Source organism: Prevotella vespertina, assembly GCF_009728485.1.
Lineage (GTDB): Bacteria > Bacteroidota > Bacteroidia > Bacteroidales > Bacteroidaceae > Prevotella > Prevotella vespertina.
In genome coordinates this window covers 70,135-85,351 of the sequence record NZ_VVIQ01000002.1, presented here as the reverse complement: position 1 = coordinate 85,351, position 15,217 = coordinate 70,135, and the positions used below count along the sequence as shown (strand labels likewise).

General features: G+C 42.8%; 11 protein-coding genes. 2 read left to right on the top strand and 9 right to left on the bottom strand.

Features of this window, described 5'->3' with window-relative positions; genetic code table 11:
* Positions 1 to 6: 6 nt before the first annotated feature.
* Together porE and F0475_RS01790 are read right to left on the bottom strand one after the other, a co-directional pair.
* Entirely contained in the window at positions 7 to 2,094 is a 2,088-nt protein-coding gene (gene porE, locus F0475_RS01795) for a PorE family type IX secretion system protein (RefSeq protein WP_155715131.1), read from the bottom strand.
* 101 nt (positions 2,095 to 2,195) lie between these two features.
* Positions 2,196 to 4,904 carry an endonuclease MutS2 gene (locus F0475_RS01790; protein ID WP_155715130.1) on the bottom strand — a complete coding sequence of 903 codons (2,709 nt, stop codon included), beginning with the start codon at positions 4,902 to 4,904 and terminating at the stop codon, positions 2,196 to 2,198.
* A gap of 175 nt (positions 4,905 to 5,079) precedes the next feature.
* On the opposite strand from F0475_RS01790, the gene F0475_RS01785 reads away from it, so the two are divergent.
* Positions 5,080 to 7,095, top strand: coding sequence for a TonB-dependent receptor plug domain-containing protein (locus F0475_RS01785; protein ID WP_155715129.1), 2,016 nt, complete (start codon positions 5,080 to 5,082; stop codon positions 7,093 to 7,095).
* A 42-nt stretch (positions 7,096 to 7,137) separates the two neighbouring features.
* Here F0475_RS01785 and F0475_RS01780 read toward each other — a convergent pair whose 3' ends face one another.
* Both F0475_RS01780 and F0475_RS01775 read right to left on the bottom strand, forming a co-directional pair.
* On the bottom strand, positions 7,138 to 7,770 hold the full coding sequence (locus tag F0475_RS01780; protein WP_155715128.1) for a cation diffusion facilitator family transporter: 633 nt from the start codon (positions 7,768 to 7,770) through the stop codon (positions 7,138 to 7,140).
* On the bottom strand, positions 7,770 to 8,561 hold the full coding sequence (locus tag F0475_RS01775) for a Cof-type HAD-IIB family hydrolase (RefSeq protein ID WP_155715127.1): 792 nt from the start codon (positions 8,559 to 8,561) through the stop codon (positions 7,770 to 7,772). Before F0475_RS01775 ends, F0475_RS01780 begins: the two co-directional genes overlap by 1 nt.
* A 366-nt stretch (positions 8,562 to 8,927) precedes the next feature.
* Between F0475_RS01775 and trmB the strand changes: the two genes are divergently transcribed.
* Complete coding sequence (trmB, locus tag F0475_RS01770; protein ID WP_155715126.1) at positions 8,928 to 9,728, top strand: tRNA (guanosine(46)-N7)-methyltransferase TrmB; 801 nt, start codon at positions 8,928 to 8,930, stop codon at positions 9,726 to 9,728.
* Positions 9,729 to 9,911: 183 nt separating this feature from the next.
* On the opposite strand, the gene F0475_RS01765 is transcribed toward trmB, so the two are convergent.
* The 5 genes from F0475_RS01765 to F0475_RS01745 all read right to left on the bottom strand — a co-directional run bounded on the left by F0475_RS01765 (position 9,912) and on the right by F0475_RS01745 (position 15,164).
* The gene (locus F0475_RS01765; RefSeq protein ID WP_234422930.1) at positions 9,912 to 10,898 is read right to left on the bottom strand and encodes a bifunctional methionine sulfoxide reductase B/A protein; all 987 of its coding nucleotides are present in this window, start codon (positions 10,896 to 10,898) and stop codon (positions 9,912 to 9,914) included.
* A gap of 228 nt (positions 10,899 to 11,126) precedes the next feature.
* Positions 11,127 to 12,059, bottom strand: a complete 933-nt coding sequence (gene trxB / locus F0475_RS01760) for a thioredoxin-disulfide reductase (protein WP_036895307.1) — start codon at positions 12,057 to 12,059, stop codon at positions 11,127 to 11,129.
* Between the two features lie 115 nt (positions 12,060 to 12,174).
* Positions 12,175 to 12,795: a deoxynucleoside kinase gene (locus F0475_RS01755; RefSeq protein ID WP_155715338.1), complete on the bottom strand. Its 621-nt coding sequence runs from the start codon at positions 12,793 to 12,795 to the stop codon at positions 12,175 to 12,177.
* Positions 12,796 to 12,971: 176 nt separating this feature from the next.
* Positions 12,972 to 13,586, bottom strand: a complete 615-nt coding sequence (locus F0475_RS01750; RefSeq protein ID WP_155715124.1) for a deoxynucleoside kinase — start codon at positions 13,584 to 13,586, stop codon at positions 12,972 to 12,974.
* A 114-nt stretch (positions 13,587 to 13,700) separates the two neighbouring features.
* Positions 13,701 to 15,164, bottom strand: a complete 1,464-nt coding sequence (locus F0475_RS01745; protein WP_155715123.1) for an alkaline phosphatase family protein — start codon at positions 15,162 to 15,164, stop codon at positions 13,701 to 13,703.
* Positions 15,165 to 15,217 lie beyond the last annotated feature (53 nt).

Below are 15,217 nucleotides of genomic sequence, written 5' to 3'. Positions count from 1 at the left end.
CATAGTCTACTCAACGATAATTTCATCTTCATCAACGCTCTTCTGGGTCGTTTTCGGCTTTGGTTTCTGTTTTAAATTACCCTTGTCATCAAACATACCATAGGTCGTTCGAAGAACAATGAACTCTGTTCTGCGATTGAGCTGATTGCATATCTCTTGTTTATCCTTTGGTAGTTTCTTGATGAAATCCTCGGTTAGAACATCGTTTTCCTTCAGCCAGTTGTACTTCTCCGTGAGCTTCTTTCGAATCTTCTTAGGACGCTCCTTACCATAACCAACAGGTGTCAAGCGGTCTTGCGCAATCCCATGTGCGGTGAGATAAGCCACTACTGCATCCGCACGACGCTGTGACAAGCGTTTGTTGTAATCGTCAGATCCGATGTAATCAGTGTGTGCTGAGAGTTCAATCGTTACGTTGGGATTCTCATTAAGGAGCTTAACTAGATCGTCCAAAGCCTTTTCGGACTCTGGACGAAGCGTCGCTTTGTCAAAGTCATAGAAGATGTTATCAATCAAGACAGGTACGTTAATGCCAGCAAGAGGGAACTGGATCGTGTACTCCTTGGACTCTCCAACAGGTGAAACATGTATCTCTTCCTTATGATTTAAGTATCCTTTGCAGGTCGCAAGTAGCACGTAATTGACGCCCGGACGTATCTCCTGTTCAAAAGAACCATCTCCCTTGACAGCCAATTTTTTGTTAGTTCCATCGTCACCAACCATGAATACCTGTGCAGCGGGCAGTTCGTAACCATCCATCTCATACACCCATCCCTTGATAGTCTGTATCACTTCGGGAAGTTCAAAGCTATAAATATGATCCCAGCCACGCCCATCGTTACGATTAGAAGAGAAGTATCCGCGGTTGTATCGACCCTCGAATGTCATACCAAAGTCGTCTCCCTGTGAATTAAGAGGGTATCCCAGATGCTCTAGATGATAGTGGTGGTCGTTACCAACCTTTGCTATATAGATATCTAAACCGCCCATTCCTCCATGTCCATTACTAGAGAAGTAGAGGTCACCATTGGGTCGGAAGGTTGGGAACTCTTCATCTCCTGGTGTGTTGATAGGCTCTCCTAGATTCTCAACACCACCAGTGGTTCCACCGCTAAGGCGCACTCTCCAGATGTCAAGACCACCTTTCCCGCCTGGCATATCACTAGTGAAATAAAGCCAATTACCATCTGGTGAGAGGGCAGGATGTGCGAAACTCGACAGCGAGTCACGGCTTATTTCGAGCTTAGTAGCCTTACTCCACACTGCATCCGTGCGGTTGCTCACAGCGATCTGGGCATATCGAGGATAAGTGGGATCTATTAAGCATTGCGTAATATACATCTCTCTACCATCTGCGGAGAATGCTGGTGTACCCTCATCAGCGTCTGTGTTGAGTCCAGAAGCTATGTCTCGAGGCACACTCCACTTGCCTTTGTCGTCCTTTTCACTTACGAAGATGTCACCCGCCTTGGTACCAGTAATACCACTAATATCGTCTCCTTGCGCATCATTACGGGTCGAGGTGAAATAGAGCTGATCGAATTTATCACCATAAAGCATTGGTGAGTAATCCTGTCGACGAGAGTTAAATACATCCATCCGCTTGACTATGTACTTCGAACCCAACTCCTTCGCTTGTGTTGCCAAAGTAGCTGCTTCAAGGCTCTGAATGATGAGTTGGTTGCCAGGTAACGAATCCAAAGCTATTTGATACTCCTTTATAGCATCCTTGTAACTACCATTCTTCATCAGATTGTCAGCCAGCTTCTTATGCGTTTCACCATTATCTAATTTATAGCGGATGACATTTCGGTAGGCAGCTATCGCACTTTGATATGACGAAATGCGGTCATAACATTCTGCTAACTTCGTTGCGATGAGTCCACGTTGCCGTCTCTCCTTAGCTGGGGTACGCTGGTAAGCAGTCTTGAACTGCGTTGCTGCATTATAATACTCACCCATAGAAAGGTACTTATCACCTTTCTTTATATTACGATCAGCGCCACATGAGCTAAGAATCAATAGAATACTGATTGCCAAGACAACGCTTTTTCGTCGTGTACCAAAGATATGTAAAAGCCTTAGATAACCCATATTATCATATAAACGTACATCTGTTTTTATTATTGCTTGGTACTCGGTGACATTGTGAATACCGATGAGTTGTATTATTATATAAGGTGGACTATCCTGCGTTAAAGCTCTACCACAGTGATACCAGCACCTCCAAATTGTACGTGTTCATCACGATAATTCGTCACATTAGGCACTGTTCCGAGGTATTGACGTATGAGTTGACGCAAGATACCATTACCTTTTCCATGTAAGATACGCACTTGACTTGCTCCGACGAGGATAGCATCATCTATGAAATGTTGCACTTGATTCAATGCTTCATCAGACCTCATACCACGCACATCAAGCTCCTGATGGAATTGATTACGATGCTTATCGATGGTTTCACGAGTCTCCCTACTATAGTTAAAAGCCTGAAATTGCTTCTGTTCCTGTTGTAGGGTAGAGCCATCAGCACGCTCTAATCGACTGATAGACATCTTTGTTCGCATACCACCAAAGATGACTGTAGCCTGTTTCCCATCGATTGATTCAACTTTCCCTACCGATGTCAAACCTTTAATACGTACGCTATCACCTGTCATGATAACGCCTCCGCTTTGCTGTTTTCGTACTGCATTCTTTAGGGCTTCAGCAGCTGCTTGCTGCTTTTCAGCCTTTGTCTTGAGGTGTTGCTCATGCTTCTCTTTACGATTCTTAATCTTACCCACCTTCTTTTGGAAGTCCTCATCAGAAAGTAAACCGCCGTTTTTCAGTTTATTCTTATTCGACTTGTCAGATGGTTTCAACTTATCTTCATCCATCAAGCCAGCCTCATATTGGGCTAGTTCCTGTCGTATTCTCTTTGTTTCCTCCTTCTCTGCTTGCTTCTCTCTTATCTCTTTAATGGCATTCTCAATACGCTTGTTACTCTCTTTGATAAGCTCTTCCGCCTGTCGTTTCGCACGATTAAGAATATCCTTCCTACTCTGTTCCAAAGCATCGATCTCACGCTCATATCGCGCAATACTCTTCGATAGTTCTTTCTCCTGACTATGTATAGTCTGCCTCTTACCTTCCCAATATCTTTTGTCCCTAACTATGTCTTGTAAGTACTTATCACTTTGGATATAATCACTGCCAACTATCGATGAGGCATCCTTGATAACAGCCTCTGGAATACCAGTTTTACGCGCTATCTCTATTGCAAACGAACTACCAGGTCTACCGATAGCAAGCTGGAATAAAGGGCGCATCTCATGCCTATCGTACAGCATGGCACCATTCGCTGTACCTGGATGTGCCTCTGCGAAGTGCTTTAGGTTTTGATAGTGTGTGGTGATAACTGCCCATGCGTGCTTCTCCCAAAGCTGCTTTAACACTGCTTCCGCAATGGCTCCTCCAATCTGAGGCTCCGTCCCCGTGCCAAACTCATCAATGAGTATTAAGGTACTATCAGATGCTTGTCTCATCATCACCTTCATGTTCATCAGGTGCGAAGAATACGTACTTAAATCATTCTCTATGCTCTGTTCATCGCCTATATCTATCATTATATCGGAGAAGAGACCAGTAGTGGAACGATCTCCAACAGGTATAGATAGACCACATTGAAGCATATATTGTAACAAGCCAACTGTCTTCAAACACACAGACTTACCACCTGCGTTTGGACCCGAGATAATCAATAGATACTTGTCTTTTGTCAGCTGAATATCAAGTGGAACAACGCTCTTCGATACACCTGTTGATGTATTGTCATCCTCGGAAACAAGTTCTATTTCTTGTACAGACAGGCTATCATCTGTATCTTTAGAGGATACCTTTTCTTCTGTTGATAATGAGGTGTTTATTCGCTCTTTACACTTTCTTTCCAATGAGAGTTGTAGTAGTGGATGTATCGCACGAATCCAGTCTATATGTGGTTCAGCCTTTACCTCTGGCTCAAAAGCTTTAAAGTAACGTGCTAACTCGGCTTTCGCTCTGATGAAGTCAATCGCTGCCATGAGACTATAGGAATCGATAATCTCACGCACATTAGGGCGCACCTTCTTTGCGAAGTCAGTGAGTATTCGGATCATTTCACGTCGTTCCTCACTCTCCAACTCACGCACTCTGTTATTGGCTTCAACCACCTCTGTCGGTTCAATATACACCGTTCTTCCTGTTGCACTCTCGTCATGAACAATACCAGATATCCTCCGTTTCAATCCAGGAGCAACTGGTATGACCAGACGACCATCACGAATTGTTGGTGTAACGTCCTTTTCTACGAGTCCTTCTCCTTGTGCCGAACGCAAGATACTGTATAGTGTTCGAGATATACTTCCCTCTGTTCTTGCCAACTCTCGACGTATCTGAAGCAATTCAGGTGACGCATTGTCACGCATCTTACCGAACTTATCAATAATCTGCGAAATGCGTTGTACCAATAGTGGGAAGGTCGCAATACCATCCGCCAAGTCGTATAAAGCAGGATAAAAGTGCTTTATCTCTCCTTGTTCTGTCGCTTCACCGCGACTCAAGAAAGCAACAATAGCAATGATTGTTTCTAGTGATCTCTTTAAGTCGAAAAGCTCCTCTACCTCCATGTGGGTACCCTCCAAACGAATACGAGCCACACTCTCACGTACATCAAAGAAGTTATCTAATGGGAAATCATCCTGTCCTTCCTGTACACGACGGAACTCTCTTATCTCTTCTAACCACCTGTTGACCTCTTTAACATCCGTTGAGAACGCCATTGCATCTACACGTTCTTTGCCTAAAGGAGACAAGCAACGCGCACGAAGCAAGGCTCTCACCTCACTGAAACCAATCTTTTGTTCAAAGTTCTTTGGGTATATCATTGTTTCTTTTTACTTTCTTATCAACCTGAGAAGGCTCTCTTTTTGCCTTCTACACATATCTATCTGCAAAAGTACTAAAATTTACTTGTAACAAAGACATAAATCTCTTGAAGAGCAAAAGGAATCCATTTTTATTTCTTATATTTGTCCTGTCAACTACAAACAAAGTACTTGAATGATGAAAAGAATAATATTCTCATACCTTATATTGCTAGTTTCTCTTACCTTGTCAGCGCAGACTGGCAATCCTTTCTACGACCATATCATTCATCAAGCGAATGTGTTTCCACAAGAGAAAACCTATGTCTGCACCGATGCTAGCTGTTATCAAGCAGGGCAACGGGTCTCTTTACGCGTCTTCGTAGTGAATGCTATCTCGCATCAACCTACTGACATGAGCCAATATGTGTACGTGGAACTGCTCAACCCAGAGCGTGTTGTCATCAAACGTATCCGCCTTCTACAAGATCAACAAACATTTACTGGTTATATTGACATACCCGATAATGCTGCTAAAGGGCGTTATCTCTTACGGGCCTACACACGTAATATGACGAACGTAAAGGGCTATGAGAGTACGAAGAGTATCTTCGTTGGAGGAGTGGGAGAACTTCTTTCTGCATTTAATAATGACCTTCAAGATAGTATAAAAGCAACATCTAATAACTATCTAACAATCAATAAACAAAAAGATAATATTAAAGTAACTATCAAAGATAGTCTTCTTGCAACTAAAGGAGAACTTTGGTTGCTGGGACATTGCCGTTCTGTTCCTTTCTACTTTGCGAAAGTTAGTCCGCAGAAAGTACTTGTCTTTCCAATAAAGGACTTTATTCAAGATGGGATTCATTCGTTTTTACTATTAGATTCAGACCTTAATAAAATAGATGAGCAACAATGTTTTATTAATCAGAAGAGGGAGTTTTGCAACCTTAGTGTAAGTCTTGATACTACTTCACAGACTTCAAATGGCACCCTACCATGCACTATCACTGCTCCAGAACTCCACCCCGATGAGACGATGGATGTTGCTATTCGCTTTGTGAAAAGCCTGCCTGAGGAGAATAGAGATGGATATTCTAACATCCTTTCTCACCTCCTCATTGATGAAGATATGCGTTACGCCTTAGAGCAACCAGCCTCTTTATTGCAAGACCCAAGGCTAGATAACTTCGTAAAATATCACTCCTGGCAACGATATAACCTATCGGATGTTTTGAAGGAACAATACCAACAACCTTTAATAAAGGTGGAAACAAATGCAGAAATACGTGGGAAAGTAGAGACACTCATAGGTCACAGACCCATTAAAGGGGGTATGGTCAATCTCATCTCACCTAATCGAGGATTCTGCGCAGCCGTTAAAACCGACGAAAAAGGGCAATTCGTATTCGATGGAATGGACTATCCTGATGGTACGCAATACGTCCTAAATGCTTTCACAAAAGCGGATAAAGCATGGGTAAAACTCTATTTGGATGAAGACAGCTATCCCTCTTTTACCGCCACATTACCGCCATTCAAATGGCTTCATAATAGTGACTCTCTTGTCGAAGAAGAGCCTTTGAACGTAACAGATGGGAGTATTAAAATGGATGAAGTGCACGTCTTTAGTCACCGACCAAGCTATGCTTCGCGTTCAGATGCCTATGCGCGTACTGCTGACTATTCGTTTGGTCTACGTGACATAGAGGATGTTGGAGCCACATGTCTGCATGAGTTGTTGCGGAGAATACCTGGTGTAACGGTTGAATTCGGCAAGTGTTACGTTCGTGGAGCAATGACTATCGAGGGTAGACATCCTGCGGCTATTGCCATCGATGGTATCTTTGCCAATGAAGACTATGATTTGGACAATATTCAAATGGCTGATGTTGAACGTGTAGATGTATTTAAGACGGGTTCAACTGTGCTATGGGGAACAGCCGGAGGGATGGGAGTTATCTCTATAGCTACTAAGAAAGGGAACTATAATGTGACGTCGGTTCCACTCACAAATACCAAGTCTTTCACCACTCTTGGTTATCAAATACCACAGCCATTCACGCCTAATCAGCTTACAGCTTATTGGCAACCAGTGATGCGTGGAACCTCTTTTAAGATTGCTCTTCCTGCTCTTTTAAATTCTGATTATCACCTTATTATAGAAGGAGTAACCAGTGAGGGGCGTCTTGTTTATTATGCTCGTTAAGTCTTTGTAAGGCTTAACTCTTTGGTTATTCAGCGCTTTCATTTATCGCTTTGTGAGTGCTCTTCCCGTGTCCCAAAGCAATCGCTTTGCCCAACGGAGCACTACTATCGTACTCACAACGGCTACCAATGAATCAATCCAAGTGATGTTCCAGAACATTGCACATAGTAAGCCAATGATTGCACCAATCTCTGTTAAAGCATCAGAAAGCACATGCAGATAGGCAGCATGACTATTGTAATCGGTCGTTCCATGGTGCCCGTGGAGCACAGATGCACTGATGCTATTAGCGATCAAGCCCACGATTGCAGTGCCAAGAGCGAACCCGTAATTAAGAATTCCTTCGTTGGATGTTAGGCGTTCAATGGCTTCTACAATGATAAAGACAGCCATGAGAATAAGGAATATACCACTTGTAAAAGCTGATAAATTCAGTATTTTATCCGAGTCGTATTGCGTTGTTCCCTTGTTCTCAAGGCGTCTCACCAATACGTAGGCAGCCCAGTTCAACCCGATGACGAGTACATGTGATCCCATGTGAACACCATCTGCAAAGAGAGCCATCGAGTGGGAGAGTAGTCCAACGACCACTTCTGCTAACATCATAACGAAGGTGAAGACAACAACAAAGGCTGTTCTCTTCTCCTGCGAAGTACGTTCTATCTTATTTGACATTACTCTTCTATTATATTAAAGTGTATGAAGGCGTTACGAATACCATCCTCATCAACGCTCGTTGTGACATAGTCGGCAACTGCCTGAACATCCTCATTTGCATTGCCCATAGCCACTCCTATACCTGCTGCACGTAGTATGCTCATATCGTTTCCGCCGTCTCCAAAAGCGATACACTCACTCGGATCGATTCCTATATATGCTGCCATCTTCAACAAGGCACTCCCTTTATCGGCACCCTGAAGGGTGATATCAGTGAAAAGAGGATTCCATCGAGCTGATATACAATGTTTCATTGCAGGCATAATCAGCTCTTCGTCTTCTGTACTGAAGAATGGGGTCAACTGTAAAACAGGTTTGTCAAGCATTGGCTCTATCGATTTATGCACGTCAATATTCGTCACTTTCAGTCCTTTGACAAACACATCTTCGTAAATCTTAGAGTGGTTATAGACTCCAATCTCTTCTCTCCCGCACACAACAACAGCATAGTCACGCTCCTTAGCATCGGCTATCATGAGTCGGACTTCTGCCTCTGGAATGGGCATCAAAGTAATATCTTCATCGCCAATGAAGGTTCTTGCCCCATTAAAAGTGATGTATCCATCGACGAGATGACGTATTGCATCTATGTTATTGATGATAGCAACGGGGCGACCTGTTGATATGAATATCTTTACACCACGCTCCTTTGCCTGTTCAATAGCCCTTATAGTGGATGGAGGGATTTGGTGAGTTGTAAATGAGACCAACGTCCCGTCAATATCGAAGAATGCTGCTTTGATTGCCATACGCATATTATCTTTTGAACAGCAAAGGTACAAAAAATATTAGGAATGTGCCTCACTTATATTACTAAAGAAGATTACTTCAATCAAAGAGACGCCCTTTTGCAGTTGACGGGAGGCTCTCTTCCTAGCAAGGAAACGCCCTTCTCCATTGAAGAAAGGCGTTTCTTTGATTACACTAAGTGGATTTTATCAAAAGTGAGAGAGCCTAACTTGCACTCTTGAGAAGGATAGGCACCACAAGTTCTAAGGGTTAGAGCGGAAAGAAATGGGACTGTTGAAGATAAGAGAAAGTAGAATGATAGCTATGGAAAGAAGAATTTATTGGAACAGAGATGACATTCTTTATTTTTGTTGTAACTTTGCAGCATGAGTAAAGGTAAACTACAGAAATTTGCAGAGATGGAGACGTTTAAGAACGTCTTTCAGTATCCCTTCAGTGTGATGAGTGAAGTCCCTTTTGAGATGAAGGGGCATTGGAGGGAGCAATACTTCCATAATGACAACCCCATAGTGCTTGAGTTAGGATGCGGAAAGGGCGAATATACTGTCGGACTAGCACGTGTTTATCCTAATATCAACTTCATTGGTGTTGACATCAAAGGCGCTCGCATCTATACAGGAGCTAAACAGGCACTAGAGGAGGGACTATCGAATGTGGCGTTCCTACGCACAAGTATCGAGATTATTGATCGTTTTTTCGATACGAACGAGGTACAAGAAATATGGTTAACCTTCTCTGATCCACAGATGAAGAACTATCATAAGCGTTTGACATCGACGTTCTTTATGAATCGTTATCGCCACTTCTTGATAGATGGAGGTATCGTTCACTTGAAGACAGACTCGAATTTCTTGTTTACTTACACTACTTATATGGTAAATATGAATGGCCTTCCTGTACTCTTCCGAACGGAAGATTTATATGGAAATGAGTTGAGCGAGGATTCTAAAACAGCTGAGAATGAGATGGATGAGAAGACTCGTGAGATTCTAGGTATTCATACTTACTATGAGAATCAATGGATTGAAAGAGGCTTGAACATTAAGTATATGAAGTTCCAACTACCATCAGTAGGTGAATTGCAAGAGCCTGAGGTGGAGATAGAACTTGATGATTATCGTTCTTATAAACGCCCTAAGCGTAGTGGATTGGCTACGAGTAAGTAAGGTGTTAGGACACTAATGGCTCTTATCCAACTGCTTCCTCTTGCACTGATAAGCGAGGAGAGGTTAGTAATAATGCGTTAGGAGGAGGAAAAAGAGCAAAGAAATAGGGACAGGCGAGTACGCCTGTCCCTATTTTTAAGCTATGTCACTATACGAAATGACGACCACTAAGGATAAAAACTGTCACTTCTTCATCTTTGCTTTACGAGCATACTCAAACAGAGCCTGCGGTAGATGGCAATAGCCAGTGGGGTGTTTATCAAGATAATCTTGGTGATATTCCTCCGCTTTATAGAAGTTCTTGAGGGGTTCCAACTCAACAGCTAGTTTGCCATTTACGTGCTTCTGCTGTTCATCAAACACCTTTTTAATAACTTCCTTGTCCTTTGGATCAACGTAATAAACGCCTGTTCGATACTGAGTACCACGATCGTTACCCTGCTTGTTGACGCTTGTTGGATCAATAGACTTAAAGTATAAGTTTAATAGGAACGGCAAACTAATAACCTTGGGGTCGTAAGTTATATGTACAGCTTCGGCATATTGGGTTGCATCAGTGCATACATCCTCATACGTGGGGTTCTTTGTTCGTCCATTGGCATAGCCTACCTCTGTTGCAACTACACCTTCAATCTGCTTGAGGTAATGTTCTGTTCCCCAGAAACAACCACCTGCTAAGTATATTTCTTTCATCGGTCTTAATAGTTTGATGTACTCCCCATAGCCTTTCTCCTTCATCTCTTCGATTGGAATAAAGCGCAGGGAAGCACTGTTAATACAATATCTCTTGCCACCAGCTGACGCTGGACCATCATCAAAAACATGCCCTAAATGAGCATTGCCAGTCTTACTTTTCACCTCAATACGGGTCATCCCGTGTGAGTGGTCTGTATGTTTTGTGATGAGCTTATCGCTTATAGGCTTTGAAAAAGCAGGCCACCCACAACCTGAATCATACTTATCTGTGGAGGAGAAGAGCGGTTCGCCCGTTGTAACATCAACGTATATACCCTCTCGGAACTCGTGGTCATACTTATTGGTAAAGGGTCGCTCGGTGGCAGCATGTTGTGTGACGGCATATTGCTCGGCAGTTAGTGTGCGGCGCAAGGTGGCATCGTCGGGTTTAGCATACTTCTTTTGGGGAAGGAGAGTAGAGTCAGATTGTGCCATAGAAGTCTTTGTTTTATTCGTACATGATGATGAGCCTGTCATAAGAAAACCACAAGTTGCGGCGTTGACAAGCAATGGAAATAACAGAGTAGATAGAGTAGAAAGAAATTTACACATGGTTGGGATAAGATTAAGTGAGTATATGGAAACTTGATAAAAAGCTGGGTGTATTAGATTGCCAACAATCAGTTAGCTTATCTGATACACCCTTATTGATATATGAATACTTTATTGTTTCTGCAAGAAACGATCCACCTCAATAGCAGCCATTGCACCTGTAGCAGCAGCAACAACGCCCTGTCGGTAGGTAGGATCAGCCACATCACCAGCCGCATAGACGCCTTCAACGCTAGTTGCAGTAGACTTCGGCTGAGTGAGAATGAAGCCATGATCATCTAAGTCAAGCTGTCCCTTGAATAGTTCTGTATTAGGAGTATGACCGATAGCAAGGAAGAATCCATCGATAGCAACATCAAACTTCTCTTCGTTCTCTTCGCCTTTGAAGCGTACAAGATGTGCTCCCTCAACACCATTCTCACCATAGAGTCCAAGGGTATTAGTATTGTAGAGGATCTCAATATTGTCCTTTTCTGTGACACGCTTACGCATGATCTCCGCTGCACGAAGGTATGGTTTGCGAACGATCATATAGACTTTCTTTGCCAAACCAGACAAATACATTGCCTCCTCACAAGCTGTGTCACCACCGCCAACAACGGCTACTACACGCTTACGATAGAAGAAACCGTCGCATGTGGCACATGCACTTACACCTTGACCACGGTACTTTTCTTCATCAGGTAGCCCTAAGTACTTCGCACTAGCACCTGTTGCAATAATCAAAGTGTCGGCTTCTATCACGTTGCCACGCTCATCCTCAATATGAAAAGGACGACTACTAAGGTCGGCTTTAACGATAGATCCGTCTCGAACATCAGCCCCATAAGTCTCTGCCTGTTGGCGCATTTCCATCATCAACTGGTTTGCGTCGATCCCATCATGGAACCCCGGGAAGTTCTCAACGATAGTTGTTGTAGTCAACTGACCGCCTGGTTGCATACCAGAATATAGAACTGGTTGTAGATTAGCACGGCCTGCATAGATAGCAGCAGTATAACCAGCTGGACCGCTACCGATTATCAGTGTCTTTACTTTTTCCATTCTCTTTATTATTATGAAAGGAGTCTTCTGCATTGGAGTAAAGGCTTACGAAGACTCAAGTTAATACTTTGTAATAATTACAACATCAAATAGTATGCCAAAAGCAAACGCCTGTTTATTCCATAGGAAACAAGCCAAAAAGTCGGTCATCAATCATATCTGTGACACGTTTGAAGTCTTGTTGGCTGCCAAGAAAGTCCGTTGTGTCACCATCAACAATCATTAGATGACCCTTATAAGTCTTTATCCAATCCTCGTAACGTTGGTTAAGTCCACGCAAGTAATCAATTCGCATGGTTTGTTCATAGTCTCTTCCGCGTTGCTGAATATGGTCAATCAAGCGTGGAATTGAACACCTTATATATATAAGAAGATCGGGTAACTTGACCAGAGATAACATCAATTCGAATAAGTCAGTATAGTTCTTGAAGTCCCTTTCAGACATCAGTCCCATGTCGAAAAGATTAGGAGCAAAGATGCAAGCATCCTCGAATATAGTTCGATCTTGTATGATTGTGTCATTCGATCGGGATATATCTACGACGTCGCGAAACCTCTTGTTGAGGAAATACACTTGTAGATTGAATGACCAACGAGCCATATCTGCATAGTAATCTTCCAAGTATGGATTGTTATCAACAGGCTCGAAATGGGCTTTCCAGCCGTAACGTTTAGCGAGCATCTTGGTTAGTGTGGTCTTACCAGCACCTATGTTTCCAGCGATTGCGATGTGCATAATGAATGTATAAACCCTTGGCAAGGCTCCACATACATGGAGTTTCATGCTTTAAAGAGCGTTTTTATTGTTTCAGTTAATTGATTAATTGTCCACTTAAAATCGTCTTTCTTGTAAACGGATAATACTCTTTAAGAAAGAAGAAGATTACCACCTTATATAATAAGAGTGCTTTATCAGAACAGACCAAATAGTTCTCTATCGATCTTATCAGTAATCAGTCCGAAGTCTTTCGGCTTGTGTTGATAGTCAAGATGATCGACATCAATGGTTAGAACTCGCCCTTTATACTTATTAGAAATGAAGTCCTCATACCTTTTATTAAGGTTCTCCAAATAATCTAAAGGCATTTTCTGCTCATACTCACGACCCCTCTTTTCGATATTCGAAACCAAGTGGCTGACCGAAGAACGCAGATAAATCATAAGGTCGGGGAACCTAACTGCATCCGTCATGTCCTCGAATAACTCCATATAAGTCTCATAGTCGCGGTCGTCAAGATTCCCCATTGCATAGTTATTCTGCGTGAATACATATACACCCTCGTATATCGAGCGGTCTTGAACGACTGCCTCTTCACTGCGACTAATCTCTAATAAGTCTCTAAAACGCTCTTTCAAGAAGAACACCTCCATAGCGAATGACCATCGTTTGATGTTCTTGTAGTAATCTTCTAGGTACGGGTTGTAATCGACGGACTCGAATCTTGGCTTCCAACCATAGCGTTTGGCGAGCATTGTCGTTAGTGTTGTCTTACCACTCCCGATGTTTCCTGCAATTGCGATGTGCATAACTTGCTATCCACATACTCATCAGCTATATTCTTACTCCTTATTATATAGAAGCCTGATAAGCATGCGGATGTAATTAATATGTTTATATTGTCATTAAAAGAAGATGGTCAGTTAGTACCTAGCAGTACCCACACAACCATTTGGCATTTGTATATGTAACATGGCACAAATCGTCGGTGCGATGTCCACGATATGCGCTTCTACATTTGAAGAACCATGCTTTACGTTCCAACCATAGAGTAGGAAAGGAATATGTGTATCGTATGGGAAGGGTTGACCATGTTGTGTTCCACGGAACTGAGGAGAGCCTGAGCCACCGAAAAACTGCGGTCTTGTCACCACTCCGATCTCACCTGAACGACCACGGAAGTAGCCATTCTCCATGCGTTCCTTTATCCATTCTGGCATGGTGACATTGGTTACCTTTTCTTCATCAAATACGTATAAGAACTGTGGATCTTGCTTTAGAAAATCGATAGAAGCGTCTATCACGTCCTGTTTCTTTAGACCAGCTGCATTGATTGTAGAGTCGTTTAAGAACAGTTGATAGTTATCTTCTCCCATCACAGGAGCTATGCCGAACTTCTGTTGCAAGTGGTCATTTAGACCTTTAACAGTCTCCTTGTAGTCCCAAGCACCAGCTGGTATGCGATGTTCCCGCATATAGTTGTAGTTATGAGCAGCACCATGGTCAGCAGATAAGAAAAGCAAATAGTTGCCCTTACCAACCTCCTTGTCAAGCATGTTAAGGAACTCTGCTAGATCCTTGTCAAGCTGCATATAGACTGCATGATTCTCCTCTCCACGTGTTGAAAATCTATGTCCAATAATGTCAGTTGGCGATATACTCACTGCAAGCATATCGGTCTCCTTCCCCTTACCTAACTGCTCATTTTTCACTGCTGCAGCCGCCATCTTGAAGGTCATCGTTACACCTTCTGGGGTGCTTTTAATGTCGAAGTTAGGTGCAGTATGGTTCTCTTTATTGAAGTCCTCCACCCACTTTGGCAAACTATTCATATAGAATGTAGATGTGACGAAGTGCCCTGCAGAGGTATCCCACCAGTATGCTCCGTCAGCCGCATGACCTGCTGGAAGGATTGAAGCACGGTCTTTCAATGCAACACCAATTACCTTGGAGCGGAAGTCAGTAGCAATTTGTAACTCATCACCGATGGTAGATGCCAACATACGATGCGGACTCATCTGCCCCTCTTTACTATCGGAACCAACGCTCATCACCGATGGATCAGCACAACAATAGACACTCTTATCATTCTGATAGAAGTAGTTTCCAGCGATACCAGTGATAGCTGGGACTGAACCAGTATATATAGAACTATGTCCTATTGCCGTCACTGTAGGGGCGTAATTGATGTGAGTATTCTCAAAAGAGAAGCCCTCATTGAGTAGACGTCGTAGACCACCTGTGCCATACTCATTATAGTAATAGTAAAGGTAATCCCACCTCATTTGATCGACAACAAGGCCTACTACCAATTTAGGTCGTTGAATTTGTGCGTTTGTAGAAACCGCTAAGAGCAGTCCAACAACTAGTATAAAGAGTTTCTTCATATTAGGTTATATGTTTTAATGATAGTGCAAACTTACAATAAATTTCTCGATTA

What these genes read in the sequence shown, in the direction of transcription:
- porE (WP_155715131.1), bottom strand. Translation starts at nt 2,094, where the DNA reads ATGGGTTATCTAAGGCTTTTACATATCTTTGGTACACGACGAAAAAGC.
- F0475_RS01790 (WP_155715130.1), bottom strand. Translation starts at nt 4,904, where the DNA reads ATGATATACCCAAAGAACTTTGAACAAAAGATTGGTTTCAGTGAGGTG.
- F0475_RS01785 (WP_155715129.1), top strand. Translation starts at nt 5,080, where the DNA reads ATGATGAAAAGAATAATATTCTCATACCTTATATTGCTAGTTTCTCTT.
- F0475_RS01780 (WP_155715128.1), bottom strand. Translation starts at nt 7,770, where the DNA reads ATGTCAAATAAGATAGAACGTACTTCGCAGGAGAAGAGAACAGCCTTT.
- F0475_RS01775 (WP_155715127.1), bottom strand. Translation starts at nt 8,561, where the DNA reads ATGGCAATCAAAGCAGCATTCTTCGATATTGACGGGACGTTGGTCTCA.
- trmB (WP_155715126.1), top strand. Translation starts at nt 8,928, where the DNA reads ATGAGTAAAGGTAAACTACAGAAATTTGCAGAGATGGAGACGTTTAAG.
- F0475_RS01765 (WP_234422930.1), bottom strand. Translation starts at nt 10,898, where the DNA reads ATGGCACAATCTGACTCTACTCTCCTTCCCCAAAAGAAGTATGCTAAA.
- trxB (WP_036895307.1), bottom strand. Translation starts at nt 12,059, where the DNA reads ATGGAAAAAGTAAAGACACTGATAATCGGTAGCGGTCCAGCTGGTTAT.
- F0475_RS01755 (WP_155715338.1), bottom strand. Translation starts at nt 12,795, where the DNA reads ATGCACATCGCAATCGCTGGAAACATAGGTGCTGGTAAGACCACACTA.
- F0475_RS01750 (WP_155715124.1), bottom strand. Translation starts at nt 13,586, where the DNA reads ATGCACATCGCAATTGCAGGAAACATCGGGAGTGGTAAGACAACACTA.
- F0475_RS01745 (WP_155715123.1), bottom strand. Translation starts at nt 15,164, where the DNA reads ATGAAGAAACTCTTTATACTAGTTGTTGGACTGCTCTTAGCGGTTTCT.